Source organism: Falsirhodobacter sp. 1013, from assembly GCF_051195255.1.
Taxonomy (GTDB): Bacteria; Pseudomonadota; Alphaproteobacteria; order Rhodobacterales; family Rhodobacteraceae; genus Falsirhodobacter.
In genome coordinates this window covers 131,310-152,651 of record NZ_JBNJLK010000004.1, presented here as the reverse complement: position 1 = coordinate 152,651, position 21,342 = coordinate 131,310, and the positions used below count along the sequence as shown (strand labels likewise).

The following is a 21,342-nucleotide window of genomic DNA, read 5'->3' as shown; positions in this document are numbered from 1 at the left end:
TTCCTCATGCACATCCAGATCGACGAGATCGCCAAGACCTTCGGTGGAACCACCGCCCTGCATCCCTTGGCGTTGAACCTGCCTTCCGGCGCGCTGGTGGCGCTGCTGGGGCCGTCGGGGTCCGGCAAGACGACACTTCTGCGCATTCTGGGCGGGCTGGAATTCCCGACCTCGGGACGGGTGCTGTTCGACGGCGTGGACGCGACCGGCCTGACGGTGCAGGAACGGCGGGCGGGCTTCGTGTTCCAGTCCTATGCCCTGTTCCGCCACATGACCGTGTTCGAGAACATCGCCTACGGCCTGCGCGCACGCCCCCGCCGGTCCCGCCCCGAGGAGGCCGAGATCACCCGCCGGGTGACGAAACTGCTGGAGCTGATCCAGCTTCCAGACATCGGCAAGCGCTATCCCAGCCAGCTTTCGGGAGGGCAGCGTCAGCGGGTGGCGCTGGCCCGTGCGCTGGCAATCGAACCGCGGATGCTGCTCTTGGACGAACCCTTCGGCGCGCTGGACGCCCGCGTCCGGAAAGAGCTGCGGCAGGGCCTGCGCGAGATTCACGACACCACCGGCCTGACCACCGTTTTCGTCACCCACGATCAGGACGAGGCGATGGAACTGGCCGATCTGGTGGTCGTGATGTCCATGGGCCGGATCGAACAGATCGGCCGCCCGCAGGACATCCGCGCCGCACCGGCCACCGCTTTCGTGCGGGAGTTCATTTCGGCCTGAGGGAAGGGTGCGTTGCGGCAGGGCAAGTGCGGGAGGTTCCCTCGACAGCGCCGGCGGGCATGTGTAGTCTTCCGTCATGCGGAAGTTCTTCGACCCAGATCACCCGGCCCTGCGTCCCCTTTGGGTGCGCCTTCTGATCATTGGTGTGGCCGTGGGATGGGCCGGCGTCGAATTCGCGAACGGGTCCGTCACCTGGGGCGTTCTCTTCCTTGCGGTCGGCGGATGGGCGGTCTGGGCGCTGCTGATCACCTACCGCCCGCCGAAATAGGGTATCCGCCAAACGCCCAAGGCTGCCTCACTTCTCGTCGGCCAGACGATCTTCGACCTTTGCGCGGCTGTTGCCGACCGCCTTGACCGCGTCCTTGACGTCCTGCTTGGAGACGCCCTTCTTTTCAGCCTCGTAGCGGACTTCGTGATCCTGTCCGCCCGCGACGTTGCGGCGGTCCTGGGCGCGACCCCTCGGGGTGTGTTCTTTTGCCATGACATCCTCCTGTCCGGCCCCAACGCGGCGGGGCCGGGGGCGGGTCCGTGGGATCACACCAGCGGGGGAAGCAGGTTCATCAGCAGCACCATCGCCAGCCCCACGACCGCCACGATGGACTGGATGATGGAGATGGTGGCCGTCGCCTCGCCCATGGTCATCCCGAAGGATTCCTTCACCAGCCAGAAGCCTGCGTGGTTGGCATAGTTGAAGAACAGCGATCCGCTGCCGATCGACAGCGCCAGAAGGGGCGCGTTCAGCGTCTCGGCGCCAACCAGCGGCGCCAGCAGGCCCGCCGCCCCAACGATGCCGACGGTGGCCGACCCCGTGGACACGGACAACAGCATGGAGATGAACCAGCCGAGGATCAGCGGCGAAAGCGAGAACTGCTGGCTGAGATGCACGATGGCGTCTCCCACCTTCGCGTCGGTCAGCACATGCTGGAACGCGCCGCCGCCACCGATGATCAGCAGCACGTTGGCCACGGGCTTCACGCTGGCCGACAGCGAATTGCGCAGCGTGTCCGGGTCGCCGTGGCGGGCGTAGACCAGCACGCCGGCGGCCACCAGCACGCCGATCAGCATGGCGATGGCGGGCGCGCCGACGAAGCTGGTGATCTGAAGAAGGCTCGAGCCTTCGGGCAGGAACAGTTCGGCCAGGGCGTGGAACAGCATCAGGAAGGCAGGCAGGAGGGCCATCAGCAGGCTGAGCCCCAGGCCCGGACGCTGGCCGGGATCGGTACCGGGGGTCGAGAACTGGTCGATCAACGCCTGTTCCGGCTGCACCTTCAGGCGCGGCGTGATGATCCGGCCATAGATCGGGCCGGCCAGCACGATCGCGGGCACCGCGGCGATGAAGCCGTAAAGCATCGTCGCGCCGATGCTGGTGTTCAGCGAGGCGATGGCCGTCAGTGGGCCCGGATGCGGCGGCACCATGCCATGCATCGCCGCCAGCGCCGCGATGACCGGCACGCCCACATAGACATAGGCCGACCCGCGCAGGCTGGAGGACGTCTGAAGCTTGCGGGCGACGCTGAAGATCAGCGGAAGCAGGACCACCAGCCCCACCTCGAAGAACATCGGGATGCCGATCACGAAGGCGGCCCCCGCCATGGCCCATGGCAGCATCCGGGTGGAGGTGCGGCGGAGGATGGTGTCCGAAATGCCCTCGGTCACGCCGCTGTCGGCCAGGATCTTGCCCAGCATGGCCCCCAGCGCCACCACAAGGCCGACCGCGCCCAGCGTGCCGCCGGCGCCCGACGTGATCGACTTGATCAGCTGTTCCTGCGACATGCCGGTCAGCAACCCCACCACGACCGAGGTCACGAGGAGTGCCAGCAGGGGATGCAGCTTCAGCCGCGACACGATCAGCGCCACAAGAAAGATCACGCCGCCCAGCGCGATCAGAAGCAGTTGCCAGTCCGTGTGAGTCATCGTCCCTCTCGAGGATCTGCCTGCGGGGTATGGGATCCTGATCGGGTGGCCTCCGCTCCAACCCAGATCGCAAGGCGGGATTTTGAAACCCGCGAAAGAGGTTAGACGCCGACCCGAGGGGGAGCGTCAATACGCCGCATGATCACGATTGAAGGGGTGGGCCGACAGCAGCGTCTTGCGGCGGAGACGCAGCATAGCAAGTCAGGGGAATGCGGCGGCCGGATGGTAGGCCCGGAGGGACTCGAACCCCCAACCAAGGCGTTATGAGCGCCCTGCTCTGACCATTGAGCTACAGGCCCGGCAGAATGTGCCTACGTCGAAGCGACTGCAGGGTCAAGCCGCGTTGCGTGCGGGGCGGGGATCGTCTAAACGCGGGCGAAAGGATCCTGGGGGCTGGCATGACAAGCAAGAACGGACTGACCTATGCCGAAGCGGGCGTGGACATCGACGCGGGCAACGCCTTGGTGGAGCGTATCAAGCCGGCGGCCAAGCGGACCGCGCGCAGCGGAACGGTCTCCGGTCTGGGCGGGTTCGGGGCGCTGTTCGACCTGAAGGCGGCCGGCTATTCGGACCCGATCCTTGTCGCGGCAACGGACGGTGTGGGTACAAAGCTGCGCATCGCCATCGACACCGGACGCGTGGACACGATCGGCATTGACCTTGTCGCCATGTGCGTGAACGACCTTGTCTGCCAAGGGGCGGAGCCGCTGTTCTTCCTGGATTATTTCGCGACCGGCAAGCTGGACGTGGATCAGGCGACGGCCATCGTGGAAGGCATCGCGGCGGGCTGCAAAGCCTCGGGCTGCGCGCTGATCGGCGGCGAGACGGCCGAGATGCCCGGCATGTATCACAAGGGCGACTTCGATCTGGCGGGCTTTGCCGTCGGCGCGATGGAGCGTGGGACCGCGCTGCCGGAGGGCGTCGTGGCGGGTGACGTTCTGCTGGGCCTTTCCTCGGACGGGGTGCATTCGAACGGCTATTCGTTCGTTCGCAAGGTGGTGGAGATGTCGGGCCTTGGCTGGGACGCCCCGGCGCCCTTTGCGGACGGTGCCTTGGGTGACGCGCTGCTGACGCCGACGCGCCTTTATGTGAAACCCTCGCTGGCGGCGATACGGGATGGCGGGGTGCACGCGCTGGCCCACATCACTGGCGGCGGCCTGACCGAAAACCTGCCGCGCGTGCTGCCTGAAGGGCTGGGCGCCACCATCGACCTGAACGCTTGGACCCTGCCGCCCGTGTTCCGCTGGCTGGCCGAGGTATCGGGCATTCAGCAGCCCGAACTGCTGAAGACCTTCAACTGCGGCATCGGCATGATCCTGGCCGTGTCGGCCGACCGCGCCGACGCGCTCGAAGCGTTGCTGGCCGGGCAGGGCGAAACCGTCACCCGCCTTGGCCATGTCACGGAGGGCGAGGGCGTCTCCTACACCGGCACCCTGCTGTGAAGCGCGTCGCGATCCTGATTTCGGGCGGCGGATCCAACATGGTGGCGCTGGCCCGCAGCATGACGGGCGATCATCCCGCGCGCTGCGTGCTGGTCGCGTCCAACGATCCGCAGGCCAGCGGCCTTGCCAAGGCCGCCGAAATGGAGATCGCGACGGCGGCCGTCGATCACCGCCCCTTCAAGGGCGACCGTGCGGCCTTCGAGGCCGCGCTGCTGGAGCCGATCCTTGCGGCCGCGCCCGACATCGTCTGCCTCGCCGGCTTCATGCGCGTGCTGACGCCCGGTTTCGTGCAGCGGTTCGAAGGGCGGATGCTGAACATCCATCCGTCCCTGCTGCCGAAGTATCCCGGCCTGCACACCCACCAGCGCGCCATCGACGCGGGCGACGCCGAGGCCGGTTGCACCGTGCACGAGGTGACGGCCGTGCTGGACAACGGCCCGATCCTTGGCCAGTCGCGCGTGCCCGTCCTGCCGCAGGACACGGCGGCGGATCTTGCCGCCCGCGTCCTGGTGGAAGAGCATCGCCTTTACCCCGATTGTCTTCGGGCCTTTGCCGCGCGTTAGGGCGCTTTTCCCCGTTCCCGATCTCGGTTAGGACGGAAAGGTCGGACAAACCGGCGGCAAGAGGGCAGAAATGCGGACCATCACCACCACCCCCGAGCTTGAGGACATCTGCCAGCGCGCCAAGGCCGAGGCTTATGTCACGCTCGACACGGAATTCCTGCGCGAGCGCACCTACTGGTCCAAGCTGTGCCTGATCCAGATGGCGCTGCCTTCGGGGGAGGCCGTCCTGATCGACCCGATCGAGGGGGAGATGGACCTTGCGCCGCTGTATGACCTGTTCCGCTGGGAAAAGACGGTCAAGGTCTTCCACGCGGCGCGTCAGGATCTGGAAATCTTCTTCGTGGAAGGCGGCGTCTTCCCCAAGCCGCTGTTCGACACGCAGATCGCCGCCATGGTCTGCGGGTTCGGCGAACAGGTCGGGTATGAAACGCTGGTCCGCAAGATCGCCCGTGAAAACCTCGACAAGACGTCGCGTTTCACCGACTGGTCCCGGCGTCCCTTGTCCGAGGCGCAGAAGGAATACGCGCTGGCCGACGTGACGCATCTGCGCGTGATCTATGAAAACCTGTCCGCCCAGATCCGCAAGTCGGGGCGGGAGCATTGGGTGACCGAGGAGCTGGCCATCCTGACGGATCCCGCCACCTACACCGTCCACCCCGAGGATGCCTGGCTGCGCATCAAGACGCGCACCAATTCCGGCCGCTTTCTGGCCATCGTCAAGGAACTGGCGCGCTTTCGCGAGATCTACGCGCAGGGCCACAACGTGCCGCGGTCCCGCGTGATGAAGGACGATGCGCTGCTGGAGCTGGCTTCGACCAAGCCCGTGACGGTGGACGATCTGGGCCGGTCGCGCCTGTTGCTGCGCGAAGCGCGGCGCGGGGACATCGCCGACGGCATCCTTGCCGCCGTGAAGGCCGGGCAGGAGATGACGCCCGACAAGATGCCGAAGCCCGATCCCGTCAAGGATCAGGTGCAGGTCAACCCCGCGCTGGCCGACCTGCTGCGCGTCCTGCTGAAGGCCAAGTCCGAGGATCTGGGCGTGGCGGCGAAGCTGATCGCCTCCTCCTCGGATCTGGACGCGCTGGCGGCGGGGGACCGGGATCTGGCCCCCCTGAAGGGCTGGCGGATGGAAGCGTTCGGCAATGACGCGCTGCGCCTGTGCCGGGGCGAGATCGCCCTTTCCGCCAAGGGCAACAACGTCCGCGTCGTGACTCTTTAACGGCTGGCGAGGGCGTTCGTCGCCCCGCGCACCACGATCCGGTTCACGCCGGCCAGTGTTTCGTTCGTGACGGCGGTGGCGGCAAGGATGGTGCGGGTGGCCGGGGTGCCGGCGGGTTGATCGCCTTCGGGTTCGGTCACGCGGAAGTCCAGCGTCAGGGTGCCACCCGTCACGGGCTGCGCCACGAGGCCCGGACCGTACCAGCCCAGCGTCGGGGCCTGACCGGCCGCCCGGATGATCGCGCCGTCGGGCGTGCGGTCCACGTCGACACTGGTCACCTGCTGGATCAGCGGACGGGTGTCTTCCGCAACCTTCGCCGTTTCCGCGGGCATGCCCTGCGGTGCCGGGCTGTTCCCGCCGGAGTTCAGCCATCGTCCCGGGTTCAGGCCCCCGCAGGCCGAAAGAACGGTCGTCAGGATCAGGGCGGCAAGCAACGGGCGGGTCATCGGTGCACTCTCCTTTTTCATGGCCCTGTTGCTAGCCCATCGCACACGCCTTGGGAAGCCGCACTGGACCTTGGGCCATGGCTCGCATACCTCTCTCTCGGACAACAGGAGAGCATCATGGCCACGCAGGCTTTCGAGGACATCGCCGCCACGTTCGAGTTTCTGGACGACTGGGAAGAGCGGTATCGCCACGTGATCGAACTGGGCAAGGCCATGCCGCCGATGCCGGACGCGCTGAAGGCCCCGGCGACCAAGGTGGAAGGCTGCGCCAGCCAGGTCTGGCTGCACCCGCGGATCGACAACGCGCGCTTCGACTTCGAAGGCGACAGCGACGCGTTGATCGTGCGTGGTCTGATCGCTGTGCTGCACGCGCTTTACGCCGGCGTTCCGGTGGAGGAGATCGGGAAGATCGACGCCGCCGCCGAGCTGGCGCGGCTGGGGCTGGACCGCCACCTTTCGGCGCAGCGGTCCAATGGGGTGCGCGCGATGGTCACGCGCATCCGCGAGGTGGCGGCGGCGGCTTAAAGCCGCTCCACCGTCACCTTGCGCATGTCGAAGGCGATGTGCCCGGCAAGGCGTGTCGCCTCGGCGCGCGGGGTTTCCACGCTCCACGCCACGTCGGAGGTGGTGGCGGAGGCGTCGACCAGCGCAAAGCGCATGGTCAGGCCCAGATCGCGAGCCTCGCTGCCTTCGGCGTCCAGAAAGGCCATGGCCACATCCTCGCGCGGGAAGAAGATGACGGGGGGAAGGGTGTCTTCCTCCAGTTCCAGCGCGTCGGAGGTTTCGGCCAGAACCGCCCCATCGCTGCGGACGACCCAGCGGCCCGGAACCTTGCGGATACGGATATCAGACGCCATGGGCACCTCCATTTGTTGCGATGGGGGCATCATACATTGGATGTTAACGCTGTCACCCCTTAAAGCGGGGCGGCGGCCACCCCCAGCCACGCCCTTGCCGTCTCCGACAGGCGCGGGCCGACCCGTTCCAGAACCTGTGCGTGATAGCCGTCCAGCCACGCCCGTTCGTCGGGGGACAGGCGATCGGCCAGTATCAGGCTGCGGTCGAAGGGCACGAAGGTCAGCGTCTCGAACCGCAGCTGTTCGCGATCGTCCGCGCCCTGTGGAGCCTGTTCCACCACGATCAGGTTTTCCAGCCGGATGCCGAAGGCCCCTTCGCGGTAATAGCCGGGCTCGTTCGACAGGATCATACCCTTTTCCAGCGGCACCTCGGAAATGCGGCTGATCCGCTGCGGCCCTTCGTGCACGGACAGGAAGGCGCCGACGCCGTGCCCGGTGCCGTGGTTGAAGTCGCGCCCGTCCAGCCACAGGTGGAACCGCGCGATCGGGTCCAGATCGCGGCCGGCGAGCCCCTTCGGCCACCGCACGCGCGACAGGTTGATCAGCCCCTGAAGAACGCGGGTGTAGGCGTCACGCGCCTCGTCCCCCGGATCGCCCACGGCCATGGTGCGGGTGATGTCGGTGGTCCCGTCGGCGTATTGCGCGCCGGAATCGACCAGAAGCAGCTCGTCCCTTTGGACGGGGCGGTCCGTGTCCTCGGTCACGCGGTAGTGCATCATGGCACCGTTCGGGCCGGCCCCGCAGATCGTGTCGAAGCTGATGTCGTGCAGCGCGTTGGTCGCCCGGCGATGGCTTTCCAGCGCCGTCACCACCGCGATCTCGGTCAGGTGGCCCTTGGGTGCCTCCTGGTCCAGCCAAGCCAGGAACTCGATGACTGCGGCCCCGTCGCGCAGATGCGCCTCGCGCGTGCCGGCGATCTCGGCCTCGGTCTTGCAGGCCTTGGGAAGGCGGCACGGATCGTCGAGGCCAAGGATATTGATCCCTTCCTCTTCCAACGTCAGGCGCAGGGCAAGAGGGGCGGTGGCAGCGTCCAGCTGCACGGGGCCCTTCAACGCGCGAAGGGCGGCGGTGAAGGCGGTGGGCGGATGCAGGGTGACCTGTGGGCCGAGGTGGTCCAGAACCTCGTCCGGCACCTTGGCGGGATCGGTGAACAGGTCCACCCGCGCGTCATCGTGCAGGATCGCGAAGGCGTGCAGGATCGGGTTGCGCGGAACGTCGGCGCCCCGGATGTTCAGAAGCCAGCAGATGCTGTCGGGCAGGGTCAGGATGGCGGCCTTGCCTTTCAGTTCCGCCGCCAGATGCTGCCGCTTCTGTTCCGAGGTGCGGCCCGCCAGCGCATCGGGATGCACGAAGGCCAAACCTTGCGGCGGGGCGGGCTGGTCCGACCAGATGCGGTCCACCAAATTTTCCACCGGACGCAGGGTCACCCCCGCCTCCCGCAGCTTAGAGATTTCGTCTTGCGTGTGCAGCCAGGGGTCGAAGCCGACCTCTCCATGCGTGCGTTCCATGATCCACGGGCCAGGCTGGACGTCGGGCCAGGGGACGGGCGTGAAATGGTCCAGCGCCACCTGCGCCTTCACCTGCGTGCGATACCGGCCGTCGATGAAGACGCCCGCCTGATCCGCCAGCACGATGCAGAAGCCCGCCGAGCCCGTGAAGCCGGTCAGCCAGGCCAGACGGTCGTCTCGCGGGGCCACGTATTCGCCCTGATGCACGTCGGCGCGGGGCACGAGGAAGCCCGCCAGCCCTTCGTTGCGCATCTGCTGGCGCAGGACGGCCAGACGCGGCGGCCCCTGTTCCGGGCGGGCGGTGGAGGTGAACGTCTGGAACATCAGCCGACTTTCTTCATACCCAGAACACGGGCGCGTTTTCGCGGATCGCTGTCGAACAGCGAGGCCAATTGTTCGGTCATGGCCCCCGCCAACTGTTCGACATCGGTGATCGTCACCGCGCGCTGATAATAGCGGGTCACGTCATGGCCGATACCGATGGCGATCAGCTCGCAGGCTTTGCGGCGTTCGACCATCGCGATCACGTCGCGAAGGTGCTTTTCCAGATAGTTTGCGGGGTTCACCGACAGGGTGCTGTCATCCACTGGCGCCCCGTCCGAGATGACCATCAGGATCTTCCTCGCCTCGGGCCGCGCTGTCAGTCGGCGGTGCGCCCATTCCAGCGCCTCGCCGTCGATGTTTTCCTTCAGCAGGCCTTCCTTCATCATCAGGCCAAGGTTCGGGCGCGCGCGCCGCCACGGCGTGTCGCCGCCCTTGTAGATGATGTGACGCAGGTCGTTCAGGCGGCCGGGCTGGGGCTTGCGCCCGTCGGCCAGCCACGCTTCGCGCGATTGGCCGCCCTTCCAGGCGCGCGTGGTGAAGCCGAGAATCTCCACCTTCACCTGGCAGCGTTCCAGCGTGCGGGCCAGAACGTCCGCGCAGATCGCCGCGATGGAGATGGGACGCCCGCGCATCGACCCCGAATTGTCCAGCAGCAGCGTCACGCAGGTGTCGCGGAACTCCGTGTCATGCTCCACCTTGAAGGACAGGGGGGTCGTCGGGTTCGCGATCACGCGCGCCAGACGGCCGGCATCAAGGATGCCTTCCTCCAGATCGAACTCCCACGAGCGGCTTTGCTGGGCCTGAAGACGGCGTTGCAGCTTGTTGGCCAGACGGCTGACGGCGCCTTTCAGCGGCTCCAGCTGCTGGTCCAGATAGGCGCGCAGGCGTTCCAGCTCGACCGGATCGGCCAGATCCTCGGCGTGGATCTCCTCGTCGAAGCGGGTGGTGAAGGCGGCGTAGTTCGGGTCGGCGTCGGAATGCACGGCGGGGGGCGGGGGCTCGTTCGGCGCCTCGCCTTCCGGCATTTCGGCTTCCTCGCCTTCCTGCTGCTCGTCGCTTTCCTCGCTCGCGACCTGGGCCTGGCTGGCGTCCTGCTGCTCTTCCTGGCTGCGTTCGGGGGTGGCGTCGTCGGGCTGGTCGTCCGCGCCATCCTGATCGGCCGAGGAATCGGGCTCCTGATCGTCCTGCTCCGACTCGTCCGAGGAATCGTCGGACGGGTCGTCCATGTCGGGGTCTTCGCCCAACTGGTCGGCATAGCCCATGTCGGCGATCATCTTGCGCGCCATGCGGGCGAAGGCCGCTTGGTCGTCCAGCGTTCCGTTCAGATCGCCCATGTCGATCCGGTCGCGCCACAGGTCCATGACGTTGGCGGCCGAAGGCGGCAGATCGCGCCCGGTCGCCAGATGGCGCACCAGATAACCGGCGGCGACGGCCAGCGGCGCGTCCACGGCCTTCTTGATCTGGCCATAGCCCTTGCGGTCGGCCTCATGCGCGATCTTGGCGTCGATGTTGGTCGCGGTGCCCGGCATGTCGCGCGCGCCCATCGCCTCGCAGCGGGCCGTTTCCATCGCCTCCAGGATGTCGCGCGCCATCTGCCCCGTGGGGGCATAGCGGGCGGCGGTCCCTTCGTCGTGATAGCGGTGGCGCAGGGCGAAGGCGTCCGCCGTGCCGCGGGCCAGCAACACCTCGTCCCGCGTCATGCGCCGGGTGACCTGCGGCAGGCGCATCCCTTCGCGCGTCAGGCCGGGCGGATCGACCGAGTAGCTGACGGTCAGCTCCCGGTCGCGGGCCATGGTCTTCGTCGCTTCGGCCAAGGCCTTCTTGAACGGATCGGCGGGGTTGTCGGGCAGTTTGCTCATGATGCCTCCGGGGGCGGGCGCCTCACTTCATTGCGGTCGAGGCGGCGCTTTCGGGCAGCTCCTCGCCGAAGCAGCGCTGGTAGAACTCGGCCACGGTCTGGCGTTCCAGTTCGTCGCACTTGTTCAGGAAGGTCAGGCGGAAGGCGTAGCCGATGTTGCGGAAGATCTCGGCGTTCTGGGCCCAGGCGATCACCGTGCGCGGCGACATGACGGTGGACAGGTCCCCGTTCATGAAGGCGGTCCGCGTCATGTCGGCCAGCGTCACCATCTGACCGATCTCTTTCCGGCCCTTTTCGGTGTTGTAATGCGGGGCCTTCGACAGGACGATGTTCACCTCGGCGTCGTGACGCAGATAGTTCAGCGTGGCCACAAGGCTCCACCGGTCCATCTGGCCCTGGTTGATCTGCTGGGTGCCGTGATAAAGGCCCGTCGTGTCGCCCAGGCCCACGGTGTTGGCTGTCGCGAACAGGCGGAAGGACGGGTGGGGGGTGATGATCTCGTTCTGGTCCAGAAGCGTCAGCTTGCCGTTGGCTTCCAGCACGCGCTGGATCACGAACATCACGTCCGCGCGACCCGCGTCGTATTCGTCGAAGACGATGGCGCAGGGGTTGCGCAGGGCCCAGGGCAGGATGCCTTCCTGGAAGGCCGTGACCTGCTTGCCGTCGATCAGCTTGATCGCGTCCTTGCCGATCAGGTCGATGCGGGACACGTGGCTGTCAAGGTTCACGCGCACCGAGGGCCAGTTCAGGCGGCTGGCGACCTGTTCGATATGTGTGGATTTCCCCGTGCCGTGATAGCCCTGGATCATCACGCGGCGGTTGTAGGCAAAGCCCGCAAGGATGGCGAGCGTGGTGTCCGGATCGAACTTGTAGGTGGGATCTTCCTCGGGCACGCGGTCCGTGCGCTCGGCGAAGCCCTTCACCTTCATGTCGGTGTCGATGCCGAAAACCTCGCGGACAGAGATTTCCTCGGTGGGTTTTGCGGGCAGGTCCAGCATGACGTCTTCTCTCCTGATGGGTCCCCGTTTGATGTAACATTCACAAACGTGGTGCAAGGGCGGAACCCCGGAAAGCGCCTTCCGTTTCCTTCACGATACCATTGAAGGAGTTTCCAATGCGCTTTGACAACAAGATCGTGGTCGTGACCGGAGCAGGCTCGGGCATCGGGGAGGCGGCCGCCCGGCGCTTTTCGTCCGAAGGGGCCACGGTCCTGCTGGTGGCGCGGAGCGAGGAGAAACTGGCCAAGGTGGCCGGCAGCCTGCCTGCGGACCGCACGCAGTGGATGACGGCCGACCTGTCGACGGAAGACGGCGCGAAGGCGGTGGCCGCGAAGGTCCAAGGTCTGGGCGGGGCGGATGTGCTGGTCAACAACGCCGGCATCGCCGTGGGTGGCACGATCGAGGAGGTGAGCGTCGAGGACTGGAACACGCAGATCCAGACGAACCTGACCGGCTATTTCATGGTGACGAAGTTTCTGTGGGACCAGTTGAAGGCGAAGAAGGGGAACGTCGTCATGACCTCCTCCGTTTCGGGCCTGGGCGGCGACTGGGGGATGTTCGCCTACAACGCGTCCAAGGGCGGGGTGACGAACCTCGTGCGCGCATTGGCGCTGGACGGGGCGAAGCTGGGCGTGCGGGTGAACGCCGTCAACCCGGCGCTGACCAAGTCCGACATGACCAAGGACATGCTGGAGAACGAGGCGCTGATGGCCAAGTTCCGCGAACGCCAGCCCTTGGAAGCGCCGGCCGATCCCGCCGGTGTCGCGGCGGCCATGGCGTTCCTGGCTTCGGACGACGCGCGGCTGATCACCGGGGTGAACCTGCCCGTCGACGGCGGCGTGATGGCGTCGAACGGACAGCCGCCGCAGTGATCATTCGCGGAAGTGGCGGCTGTCCTTGATCTGGTCCCAGGCCCAGACGACTTCCTGCAGCCGCTCCTCGTCCGCGCGGTTTCCGCCGTTCATGTCGGGGTGAAGATCCTTCACGAGGCTCTTGTACTGCTTGCGGATCTCGATCCGGCTCCAGGTGTCGCGGGCGTCCAGGATCTCCAACGCCTTGCGCTCGGTCGGCGGCAGCTTGCGGGTGGCCGTCGCCTTGCCGGGGTTCTGGGTCGCCTTTTCCCCAAGGATCTGAAGCGGGTCGTTCACGCCCAGACGCGACCAGACATGCCCTTCGTCCGGGCGTTTGGTCGGCCCCCACTGCCGGTCCTGCTCCAGAAAGGCCGAGAAATCATCCTCCGTCTTGCCCTGGAAGAAGTTCCATTTCAGGTTGTATTCGCGGACGTGTTCCTTGCAGAACCACACGTACTGGTCCAGATGATCCGGGGACAGCGGCGCGCGGTACAGCCCCGCCTCGGAACAGCCGGGTGCCTGGCAGGTCCGTGTCGACGTCTCCTGCGCCCCCGACATGCCACGCCGGCCTGTCTTACGGCGTTTCTTGTCCGTAGACACGCGCATGTCAAAGTCGAAGGGGGATTTGGTCATCGTCAGGGCCTTTCCGAGTCGGAGGCGTGAGTTTAGACATTTGAGCGCCGAGGAGAAGAGGGCACCCATCACAATGACCATCGCCGAGCAGATACGCGCCTGTCTTCAGGACGCTTTTCACCCCACCACGCTGGTCGTCACCGATGACAGCGAAAGCCATCGCGGCCATTCGGGCTTCCGCGAGGGTGAGGAAAGCCATTTCAACGTGACGATCCGGGCGGCCGCCTTCGCAGGCCAGTCGCGGATCGCCCGTCACCGGGCCGTGCATGCGGCGCTGGGGGATATCGTGTCGCGCATTCACGCGCTGGCACTGGATGTGGACGCCTGAAGGAAAGATTTCAATGACCGTTCGTCTTGCCGACTACACCCCGTTCTCCCACCCGCTGGAACGCGTGGCGCTGACCTTCCGCCTGTCGCCCGAGGCCACGCGTGTTCTTGCTGTGTTCCATTTCGGCAAAGGCGGCACTTTGCTGCGTCTGGACGGGGAACAGCTGCGTCTGATCGCTTGCGCGATCGACGGCGCGCCGGTGGAGGCCGTGCCGGATGCGACGGGACTGACCCTGACCGTTCCCGACCGCCCCTTCGTTCTGGAGACGGAGGTGGAGATCGCCCCGACAACCAACACGGCGCTGGAAGGGCTGTACATGTCTAACGGCATGTATTGCACCCAGTGCGAGGCGGAGGGTTTCCGCAAGATCACCTTCTATCCGGACCGTCCGGACGTGATGGCCCCGTTCCGCGTGCGCGTCGAAGGGGATCTGCCGGTGCTGCTGTCGAACGGCAACCTCGTGGCGCAGGGGGAGGGTTGGGCCGAGTGGGACGATCCGTGGCCTAAGCCCGCTTATCTGTTCGCGCTGGTGGCGGGCGATCTGGTGGCGCATTCCGACCGGTTCACCACGATGAACGGCGACGACGTGGCGCTTAACATCTGGGTGCGGCCGGGGGATGAAGGGCGCTGTGCCTATGCGATGGACAGCCTGATCCGATCCATGAAGTGGGACGAGGAGGTCTATGGCCGCCCCTATGACCTGTCGGTGTTCAACATCGTCGCCGTGGATGATTTCAACATGGGCGCGATGGAGAACAAGGGGCTGAACATCTTCAACTCCAAATACGTGCTGGCCCTGCCGGAAACTGCCACGGACGAGGACTTTGCACGGATCGAGGCGATCATCGCGCATGAGTATTTCCACAACTGGACCGGCAACCGGATCACCTGCCGCGACTGGTTCCAGCTGTGCCTGAAGGAAGGGCTGACCGTCTTCCGCGACCAGCAGTTCAGCGCGGACATGCGCTCCGCCCCCGTGAAGCGGATCGAGGATGTGCTGACCCTGCGCGCGCGCCAGTTCCGCGAGGATGCCGGCCCGCTGGCCCATCCCGTGCGGCCCGACGCGTATGAGGAGATCAACAACTTCTACACCGCGACCGTCTATGAAAAGGGCGCCGAGGTCATCGGGATGCTGAAGCGCCTGGTGGGGGATGAGGGGTATGCGAAGGCACTGAACCTGTATTTCGACCGCCATAACGGGCAGGCCTGCACGATCGAGGATTGGCTGACGGTGTTCCAGGACGCCACGGGCCGCGACCTGTCGCAGTTCAAGCGCTGGTACACCGAGGCCGGCACCCCGCATGTGCTGGCCGAGGAGGCGTGGGACGGCAGCACCTTCACCCTGACCTTCCGTCAGTCGGGCGCCGGGGGGGCGAAGGTCATCCCCATCGCCACGGGCCTGCTGGGGCAGGACGGGGCGGAGGTGCTGCCGACGCAGGTGCTGGAACTGAACCAGGCAGAGCAGAGCTTCCGCTTCGAGGGGCTGACCGAACGGCCGGTGGCGTCCTTGCTGCGCGGCTTTTCGGCGCCCGTGGTGCTGGAGAAGGCCACCAGCGCCGAGGAGCGGGCCTTCCTGCTGGCGCATGACACGGATCCCTTCAACCGCTGGGAAGCGGGTCGCGCGCTGGCCAAGGACACGCTGACGCGTATGGCCAGCGAAGGCGGGGCACCGCCGGCCCTGTGGCTGGACGCGCTGGCGGCGCTGGCAACGGACAAGGCGCTGGACCCGGCCTTCCGCGCGCTGGCCCTGCGCCTGCCGGGGGAGGAGGACATCGCCCAGACGCTGGCACGCTCCGGCGTGACGCCGGATCCGGAGGCGATTCACGCCGCCCGTCGCCGGATGACCAGGGCGCTGGCGGAACGGCTGCGTGCGGATCTTCCCGCGCTGACCGCGCCGGTGCCGGGCCCATGGTCGCCGGATGCGGCGCAGGCCGGGCAGCGCAGTCTTCGCGTGCAGGCGCTGGGCCTCTTGTCGCATCTGGACGGCGGACAGGCCGCGCAGGAGGTGTTCGACACCGCCACCAACATGACCGAGGAGGTGGGCGCCTTTTCGGCCCTTCTGGACGTGGGGGCGGGCGAGGAGGCGCTGGCGGCCTTCGATGCGCGCTGGAACGGCGACCGGATCGTCATGGACAAGTGGTTCACGCTGCAGGTCCTGCACGCCGGGGATGCGCCGGTCGTGGCCGACCGTCTGACCCGCCACCCGCTGTTCGACCTGAAGAACCCCAACCGGTTCAGGGCCTTGTTTGGCGCGCTGTCAGCGAATCATCGGGGGTTCCACAAGGCGGACGGGTCGGGCTACCGATTGCTGGCGGACTGGCTGATCCGGCTGGATCCGCTGAACCCGCAGACGGCGGCGCGGATGTCGCAGGCCTTCGACGGGCTGACCCGCTATGACGTCGATCGTCAAGCTCGCATGCGGGCCGAGCTTGCGCGCATCCTGTCCACGCCCGGCTTGTCACGGGATCTGGCCGAAATGGCGGGCCGCATGGCCAAATAACAGGCGGAAATGAACCGGTCATGGCGCGGCGCACTTGCCTTTTAGGCTGCGCCGCGCCATGTCATGATAACGCCGCCGTGTAGGTTGAAAGACGATGAGAGACCGTATTGACCCCCTGATTGCCGAGCGTGCGCCTTGGCTTTTCCGTGGGCGCCCGCACCATCGTCTTGCCTATGCGGCCCTGACCCGCATGCTGGGATACGAGCGGACGCTGACGCTGGGTGAGGAATATCGCGACCTGCCCACACCCGAGATGATGGGGCGTCTGGCGAAGATCATCGCCAAGGACATCCAGATCACGGGGCTGGAGAACATTCCGCGCAACGGTCCGGCCATGATCGTGGCCAACCATCCGACGGGCATTGCGGACGGGGTGATCCTGCATCACCTTCTGTCGCCGCTGCGGCCGGACCTGTTCATCTATGCCAACAGCGACATCCTGCGCGTCATGCCGCAGATGATCGACCTGATCTGCCCCGTGGAATGGCGGATGGAAAAGCGTTCGCTTCAGAAGACGCGCGAAACCATGGACTACACCCGCAAGGCCATGGAAGCGGGACGGCTGGGCGTCATCTTCCCGTCGGGCCGTCTGGCCAAGCGCAAGGGGCTGAAGCTGATGGAACGGCCGTGGATGGCCTCGGCCGCGATGATTGCGCGCAAGTTCGACGTGCCGGTGATCCCGCTGAACATCCGGGCCCGCAACTCCACCCTGTTCTATCTGTTCGACCTGATCCACCCGACGCTGCGCGACATCACCCTGTTCCACGAGGTGCTGAACAAGCATCGCCAGCCCTATCGCGTCACCGTGGGGCATCCGATCGCGCCGGAACGTATCCCGGCCAAGTCGGAGGAAGGGATCGAGATGCTGCGCGCCGAAACGCTGGCGCTGGGCGGGGAATACGCGCCGGCGGTGAGCCTGGTGCAGATGACGAAACTGCCGCGTTTTCGGACGGTCCCGCCATTGACCACGCCGTAAGGGCGTCACCTTGGCGGACACAAAAAAGGCCTGACCCTTGGGGGGCAGGCCTTTTTGCGCTTCAAAGCGCGCAATAGGCTTGGGATCGGGTCCAGTTCGCCATCTCCACGCGTTTCGCGGAGGATCGGAATGGCGCCCAGTCGCGGCCCATGCCGTTGCGGCCTTGCGGACCCGCGATCATGTTGTCACGGGCCACCTGGGTGGAGGCGATGTTGACAGCGCAGGCCAGATTCTTGGAACCGTTCTTCAACTCCGACGCCGTGGTCGCTTCGCAATCATAGGCGCGGGCGGTGCGGGGGTCGATCTGCACAAGGCCGATCCACTTGCCACCGCCACCGGCGGCCGACGGATTCCAAGTGCTCTCGTGCTTGGCCAGCGCAGACAGCATCGCCGTCCAGAACGCGCGGCGTTCGTCGGCCGAGGCGTTGCGATAGCCGGGGCACCAGGTGTCGATGTCGGCGGGAATGAGACGGGTCAGATCCGTGTCGTTGCGGCTGACAGCCGCAAGGGTTTGCTGGGTCCAGGTCTTGCCTTCTGGGCGGAAATCCCAACGCATGGCGGGCAGGGTGCTGGCCTGCGTGGCGGTGGTCTTGGTGGTTGCACACCCGGTGATGGGAAGTGCAAGCAACGCGCCGAAAACAAGTGTCCTGATCTTCATCGATTCCGACATGGGTGGCACCGCGCTCCGTGGGCGGCTCGGTGCTTGTGGACGAAGAGGTTCCATTCGGCAACCGGAACGCGCATTGTTCGGCGTGATCCTGCCGAATGTGCGTGTGCGCACAGGGTTGCCGGGGGGTGTCCAAAGGCTTAAAACGACGTTCGTGCAAGAGGATGACCCATGCTTGATCTGACCTATGAGACCCCGAAACCCAAGGTGATCGCCGGAGCGCGCGACGACTGGGAGCTGGTGATCGGCATGGAGATCCACGCGCAGGTGTCGTCCAACGCCAAGCTGTTTTCCGGCGCGTCTACCGGATTCGGGGCGGAGCCGAACAGCCACGTGTCCTTCGTGGACAGCGCCATGCCCGGCATGCTGCCCGTCATCAACGAGTTCTGTGTCGAACAGGCGGTGCGTACGGGTCTGGGCCTGAAGGCGGGGATCAACCTGTGGTCCGCCTTCGACCGGAAAAACTATTTCTACCCGGACTTGCCGCAGGGCTATCAGATCAGCCAGCTGTACCATCCCATCGTAGGGGAGGGTGAGGTGCTGGTGGAGATGGGCCCCGGTGTCGCGCGTCTGGTGCGGATCGAACGCATCCACCTGGAACAGGATGCGGGCAAGTCGATCCACGACATGGACCCGAACAACAGCTTCGTGGACTTCAACCGCACGGGCGTCGCACTGATGGAGATCGTCAGCCGCCCCGACATCCGCGGACCGGAGGAGGCCGCGGCCTATGTCACGAAGCTGCGCCAGATCCTGCGTTACCTGGGCACCTGCGACGGCAACATGCAGAACGGCAACCTGCGCGCCGACGTGAACGTGTCGGTCTGCCGTCCGGGCCAGTACGAAAAGTATCAGGCGACGCAGGATTTCGGCCATCTCGGCACGCGGTGCGAGATCAAGAACATGAACTCCATGCGCTTCATCCAGGCGGCCATCGACTACGAGGCGCGGCGCCAGATCGCCATTCTGGAGGATGGCGGCAGCGTGGTGCAGGAAACCCGCCTGTATGATCCCGACCGGAACGAGACGCGGTCGATGCGGTCGAAGGAAGAAGCGCACGACTATCGCTATTTCCCCGATCCCGACCTGCTGCCGCTGGAGATCGAGCAGGCTTGGGTGGACGACATCGCGGCCTCCATGCCCGAGCTGCCTGACGCCAAGAAGGCCCGCTTCATGGGCGATTTCGGCCTGACCGATTACGACGCGAACGTCCTGACCGCCGAACTGGACGCCGCCGGCTTCTTCGAGGAGGTGGCCAAGGGGCGTGACGGCAAGCAGGCCGCGAACTGGGTCATCAACGAGCTGTTTGGCCGCCTGAACAAGGAAGGGCTGTCGATCGACGCAAGCCCCGTGTCGGCGGCGCAGCTGGGTGGTGTGCTGGACCTGATGGCCAGCGGCGACATCTCGGGCAAGATGGCCAAGGACCTGTTCGAGATCGTCTGGACCGAGGGCGGCGACCCGGCCGAGATCGCGGCCGCGCGCGGCATGAAGCAGGTGACCGACACCGGCGCGATCGAGCAGGCGGTGGACGACATCATCGCGGCCAATCCCGCGCAGGTGGAAAAAGCCAAGGCCAACCCCAAGCTGGCGGGCTGGTTCGTGGGTCAGGTCATCAAGGCCAGCGGCGGCAAGGCCGCCCCGCAGATGGTGAACGAGATCGTGCTCAAGAAGCTTGGCCTTTGATGCAGCGCGACCCGCTTGCGAGCTATAACGAGCGGGTCAAGCTGGTGGCATCCTTCTACAACGCCATCGGTCTGGGGATGATCGCGGTGGGGGTTTTGCGGCCCCTGTCGGAGGGAACCGGGATCAGTGCGCTGTCCATTTCGGTCTGGATCGTCGGCGGGCTGGCTTTTCATGTGCTGGCGCTCTATATTCTCCGCTATATGAAGAAGGGAGTGACGATATGACGTTCTTCGATTACGGCCTTCCCCTGATTGCGCTCGCCATGGGCGGCTGCGGCCTTCTGATTGTCCGAGAGATGTCGCGCCGGTTTGACCGCAAGATGGCCGAAGTTGCGCAACGGAAACATCATCCCGCCGAGTGACCCGCCGATCCAAAGGAAAAGCCGCCCGATGGGGCGGCTTTGGTGTTTTGGAACAAGGCCGCCCCGAGGGGCGGCTTTTTCAGTCGGCCGAAACCACATCATCTTTGAACGCGGACGGCATGCTTTCCGGTGCGCGGTGGGTGGCGACCGGGTCCGGCTCTCCGTTCAGGGCGGCGTGCAGCTTGGCCGTGTCCAGTTCGCCTTCCCAACGGGCGACGACGAGGGTGGCGACCGCGTTGCCGACGAAGTTTGTCAGGGCGCGGCATTCCGACATGAAGCGGTCCACGCCCAGGATCAGCGCCATGCCGGCCAGCGGAACCGTCGGAACAACGGACAGGGTGGCGGCCAGCGTGATGAAGCCCGCGCCCGTGATGCCCGCCGCGCCTTTCGACGACAGCATCGCCACCAGAAGCAGCAGGACCTGCTGGCCCAGCGTCAGGTCGGTGTTGGTGGCCTGTGCGATGAACAGGGCCGCCATGGTCATGTAGATGTTCGTCCCGTCAAGGTTGAACGAATAGCCGGTCGGCACGACCAGGCCCACGACCGAACGCGACGCGCCCGCCCGTTCCATCTTCTGCAGCAAGGACGGCAGGGCCGCTTCCGAGGACGAGGTCCCGAGGACGAGCAGCAGCTCCTCCTTGATGTACTTGATCAGCTTGATGATCGAGAAGCCGTTGTAGCGGGCCACGGCGCCAAGGATCACCAGCACGAACAACAGCGCCGTGACGTAGAAGGAGATCACGAGGAAGGCGAGGCTGATCACAGACTCGATCCCGTAGCGGCCGATGGTGAAGGCCATGGCGCCGAAGGCGCCGATGGGTGCGGCCTTCATCAGGATCGCGACCAGCTTGAAGATCGGGTAGGTCAGGGCCGTCAGGAAGGCCGTGACCGGTTTGCCGCGATCGCCCACCATCGCCAGCGCGATGCCGAACAGGACCGAGATGAACAGGACCTGAAGGATGTCGCCCTGAGCGAAGGCGCCGACCAGCGTGGTCGGGATGATGTTCATCAGGAAGCCGGTGATCGTCGTTTCATGCGCCTTGGTGGCGTAGTCGTTGACGGCGGCCGTATCCAGCGTGGCCGGATCGATGTTCATGCCGGAACCCGGCTGAAGGACGTTCGCCACCACGAGGCCCACGATCAGGGCAAGAGTGGAGAAGGTCAGGAAGTAGATCATGGCCTTGCCGGCGACGCGGCCAACCTTCTTCATGTCCGTCATGCCGGCGATGCCGGTCGACACGGTCAGGAAGATCACGGGGGCGATGATCATCTTCACCAGCTTGATGAAGGCGTCGCCCAGCGGTTTCAGGCTGGCGGCGAACTGCGGATAGAAGTGCCCCAGCAGGATGCCGAGGATGATCGCCACGATCACCTGGAAGTAGAGATGGGTGTAGAATGGCCCGGCTTTCTTGGGCGGATCACCCGCTGTCGGTTCGTAATGCAATGGATGTCCTCCTCAAGTCCCCATTCGCAACCTGCCGCGTACGG

General features: G+C 65.9%; 23 protein-coding genes and 1 tRNA gene. 13 read left to right on the top strand and 11 right to left on the bottom strand.

Annotated elements, in window-relative coordinates; translation table 11 throughout:
- Positions 1–6: 6 nt before the first annotated feature.
- Together ACSHZY_RS08775 and ACSHZY_RS08770 are read left to right on the top strand one after the other, a co-directional pair.
- Complete coding sequence (locus tag ACSHZY_RS08775) at positions 7–726, top strand: sulfate/molybdate ABC transporter ATP-binding protein (protein WP_435168229.1); 720 nt, start codon at positions 7–9, stop codon at positions 724–726.
- Positions 727–802: 76 nt separating this feature from the next.
- Complete coding sequence (locus ACSHZY_RS08770) at positions 803–994, top strand: hypothetical protein (RefSeq protein ID WP_435168228.1); 192 nt, start codon at positions 803–805, stop codon at positions 992–994.
- Between the two features lie 27 nt (positions 995–1,021).
- Here ACSHZY_RS08770 and ACSHZY_RS08765 read toward each other — a convergent pair whose 3' ends face one another.
- From ACSHZY_RS08765 to ACSHZY_RS08755, 3 genes are all read right to left on the bottom strand, one after another.
- Entirely contained in the window at positions 1,022–1,207 is a 186-nt protein-coding gene (locus tag ACSHZY_RS08765; protein ID WP_435168226.1) for a DUF3606 domain-containing protein, read from the bottom strand.
- Between the two features lie 53 nt (positions 1,208–1,260).
- A complete protein-coding gene (locus tag ACSHZY_RS08760; protein ID WP_435168224.1) occupies positions 1,261–2,640 on the bottom strand; it encodes a GntP family permease in 1,380 nt (459 codons plus the stop codon).
- 223 nt (positions 2,641–2,863) lie between these two features.
- A tRNA-Ile gene (locus ACSHZY_RS08755) sits at positions 2,864–2,939 on the bottom strand.
- Between the two features lie 99 nt (positions 2,940–3,038).
- Between ACSHZY_RS08755 and purM the strand changes: the two genes are divergently transcribed.
- The 3 genes from purM to rnd all read left to right on the top strand — a co-directional run bounded on the left by purM (position 3,039) and on the right by rnd (position 5,864).
- Positions 3,039–4,082: a phosphoribosylformylglycinamidine cyclo-ligase gene (gene purM / locus ACSHZY_RS08750; protein ID WP_435168223.1), complete on the top strand. Its 1,044-nt coding sequence runs from the start codon at positions 3,039–3,041 to the stop codon at positions 4,080–4,082.
- Entirely contained in the window at positions 4,079–4,645 is a 567-nt protein-coding gene (gene purN, locus ACSHZY_RS08745; protein WP_435168221.1) for a phosphoribosylglycinamide formyltransferase, read from the top strand. The genes purM and purN overlap by 4 nt, the downstream gene beginning before the upstream one ends.
- A gap of 70 nt (positions 4,646–4,715) precedes the next feature.
- A complete protein-coding gene (gene rnd / locus ACSHZY_RS08740; protein WP_435168219.1) occupies positions 4,716–5,864 on the top strand; it encodes a ribonuclease D in 1,149 nt (382 codons plus the stop codon).
- Here the strand turns inward: rnd and ACSHZY_RS08735 are convergent.
- Positions 5,861–6,310, bottom strand: coding sequence for a hypothetical protein (locus tag ACSHZY_RS08735; protein ID WP_435168217.1), 450 nt, complete (start codon positions 6,308–6,310; stop codon positions 5,861–5,863). The genes rnd and ACSHZY_RS08735 overlap by 4 nt on opposite strands.
- A 117-nt stretch (positions 6,311–6,427) precedes the next feature.
- On the opposite strand from ACSHZY_RS08735, the gene ACSHZY_RS08730 reads away from it, so the two are divergent.
- Positions 6,428–6,835, top strand: coding sequence for a SufE family protein (locus ACSHZY_RS08730; RefSeq protein WP_435168215.1), 408 nt, complete (start codon positions 6,428–6,430; stop codon positions 6,833–6,835).
- Here the strand turns inward: ACSHZY_RS08730 and ACSHZY_RS08725 are convergent.
- Genes ACSHZY_RS08725 through cobS form a run of 4 tightly spaced genes read right to left on the bottom strand, consistent with a single transcriptional unit; the run spans position 6,832 to position 11,855 of the window.
- Positions 6,832–7,167, bottom strand: coding sequence for a DUF427 domain-containing protein (locus tag ACSHZY_RS08725; RefSeq protein WP_435168213.1), 336 nt, complete (start codon positions 7,165–7,167; stop codon positions 6,832–6,834). The genes ACSHZY_RS08730 and ACSHZY_RS08725 overlap by 4 nt on opposite strands.
- Before the next feature lie 59 nt (positions 7,168–7,226).
- A complete protein-coding gene (locus ACSHZY_RS08720) occupies positions 7,227–8,999 on the bottom strand; it encodes an aminopeptidase P family protein (RefSeq protein ID WP_435168211.1) in 1,773 nt (590 codons plus the stop codon).
- Positions 8,999–10,858: a cobaltochelatase subunit CobT gene (gene cobT, locus ACSHZY_RS08715; RefSeq protein WP_435168209.1), complete on the bottom strand. Its 1,860-nt coding sequence runs from the start codon at positions 10,856–10,858 to the stop codon at positions 8,999–9,001. Before cobT ends, ACSHZY_RS08720 begins: the two co-directional genes overlap by 1 nt.
- A gap of 22 nt (positions 10,859–10,880) precedes the next feature.
- The gene (cobS, locus tag ACSHZY_RS08710; protein ID WP_435168207.1) at positions 10,881–11,855 is read right to left on the bottom strand and encodes a cobaltochelatase subunit CobS; all 975 of its coding nucleotides are present in this window, start codon (positions 11,853–11,855) and stop codon (positions 10,881–10,883) included.
- Positions 11,856–11,971: 116 nt separating this feature from the next.
- Here cobS and ACSHZY_RS08705 point away from each other — a divergent pair, with 116 nt between their 5' ends.
- On the top strand, positions 11,972–12,727 hold the full coding sequence (locus tag ACSHZY_RS08705; RefSeq protein WP_435168205.1) for an SDR family NAD(P)-dependent oxidoreductase: 756 nt from the start codon (positions 11,972–11,974) through the stop codon (positions 12,725–12,727).
- Here the strand turns inward: ACSHZY_RS08705 and ACSHZY_RS08700 are convergent, their stop codons facing one another.
- Entirely contained in the window at positions 12,728–13,339 is a 612-nt protein-coding gene (locus tag ACSHZY_RS08700; RefSeq protein ID WP_435168203.1) for a DnaJ domain-containing protein, read from the bottom strand.
- Positions 13,340–13,412: 73 nt separating this feature from the next.
- Between ACSHZY_RS08700 and ACSHZY_RS08695 the strand changes: the two genes are divergently transcribed.
- The 3 genes from ACSHZY_RS08695 to ACSHZY_RS08685 all read left to right on the top strand — a co-directional run bounded on the left by ACSHZY_RS08695 (position 13,413) and on the right by ACSHZY_RS08685 (position 17,143).
- Positions 13,413–13,667, top strand: coding sequence for a BolA family protein (locus ACSHZY_RS08695; RefSeq protein ID WP_435168202.1), 255 nt, complete (start codon positions 13,413–13,415; stop codon positions 13,665–13,667).
- Positions 13,668–13,680: 13 nt separating this feature from the next.
- Positions 13,681–16,167: an aminopeptidase N gene (gene pepN, locus ACSHZY_RS08690; RefSeq protein WP_435168200.1), complete on the top strand. Its 2,487-nt coding sequence runs from the start codon at positions 13,681–13,683 to the stop codon at positions 16,165–16,167.
- Positions 16,168–16,261: 94 nt separating this feature from the next.
- On the top strand, positions 16,262–17,143 hold the full coding sequence (locus ACSHZY_RS08685) for a lysophospholipid acyltransferase family protein (RefSeq protein ID WP_435168198.1): 882 nt from the start codon (positions 16,262–16,264) through the stop codon (positions 17,141–17,143).
- Positions 17,144–17,204: 61 nt separating this feature from the next.
- Here ACSHZY_RS08685 and ACSHZY_RS08680 read toward each other — a convergent pair whose 3' ends face one another.
- Positions 17,205–17,801, bottom strand: coding sequence for a transglycosylase SLT domain-containing protein (locus tag ACSHZY_RS08680; protein WP_435168197.1), 597 nt, complete (start codon positions 17,799–17,801; stop codon positions 17,205–17,207).
- 180 nt (positions 17,802–17,981) lie between these two features.
- On the opposite strand from ACSHZY_RS08680, the gene gatB reads away from it, so the two are divergent.
- From gatB to ACSHZY_RS08665, 3 genes are read left to right on the top strand one after another with little or no spacing between them, the layout of a single operon-like run.
- Entirely contained in the window at positions 17,982–19,493 is a 1,512-nt protein-coding gene (gatB, locus tag ACSHZY_RS08675) for an Asp-tRNA(Asn)/Glu-tRNA(Gln) amidotransferase subunit GatB (RefSeq protein WP_435168195.1), read from the top strand.
- The gene (locus tag ACSHZY_RS08670; RefSeq protein WP_435168193.1) at positions 19,493–19,717 is read left to right on the top strand and encodes a hypothetical protein; all 225 of its coding nucleotides are present in this window, start codon (positions 19,493–19,495) and stop codon (positions 19,715–19,717) included. Before gatB ends, ACSHZY_RS08670 begins: the two co-directional genes overlap by 1 nt.
- Positions 19,714–19,854, top strand: a complete 141-nt coding sequence (locus ACSHZY_RS08665; protein WP_435168191.1) for a hypothetical protein — start codon at positions 19,714–19,716, stop codon at positions 19,852–19,854. Before ACSHZY_RS08670 ends, ACSHZY_RS08665 begins: the two co-directional genes overlap by 4 nt.
- Positions 19,855–19,933: 79 nt before the next feature.
- On the opposite strand, the gene ACSHZY_RS08660 is transcribed toward ACSHZY_RS08665, so the two are convergent.
- On the bottom strand, positions 19,934–21,298 hold the full coding sequence (locus tag ACSHZY_RS08660; RefSeq protein WP_435168189.1) for a dicarboxylate/amino acid:cation symporter: 1,365 nt from the start codon (positions 21,296–21,298) through the stop codon (positions 19,934–19,936).
- Positions 21,299–21,342 lie beyond the last annotated feature (44 nt).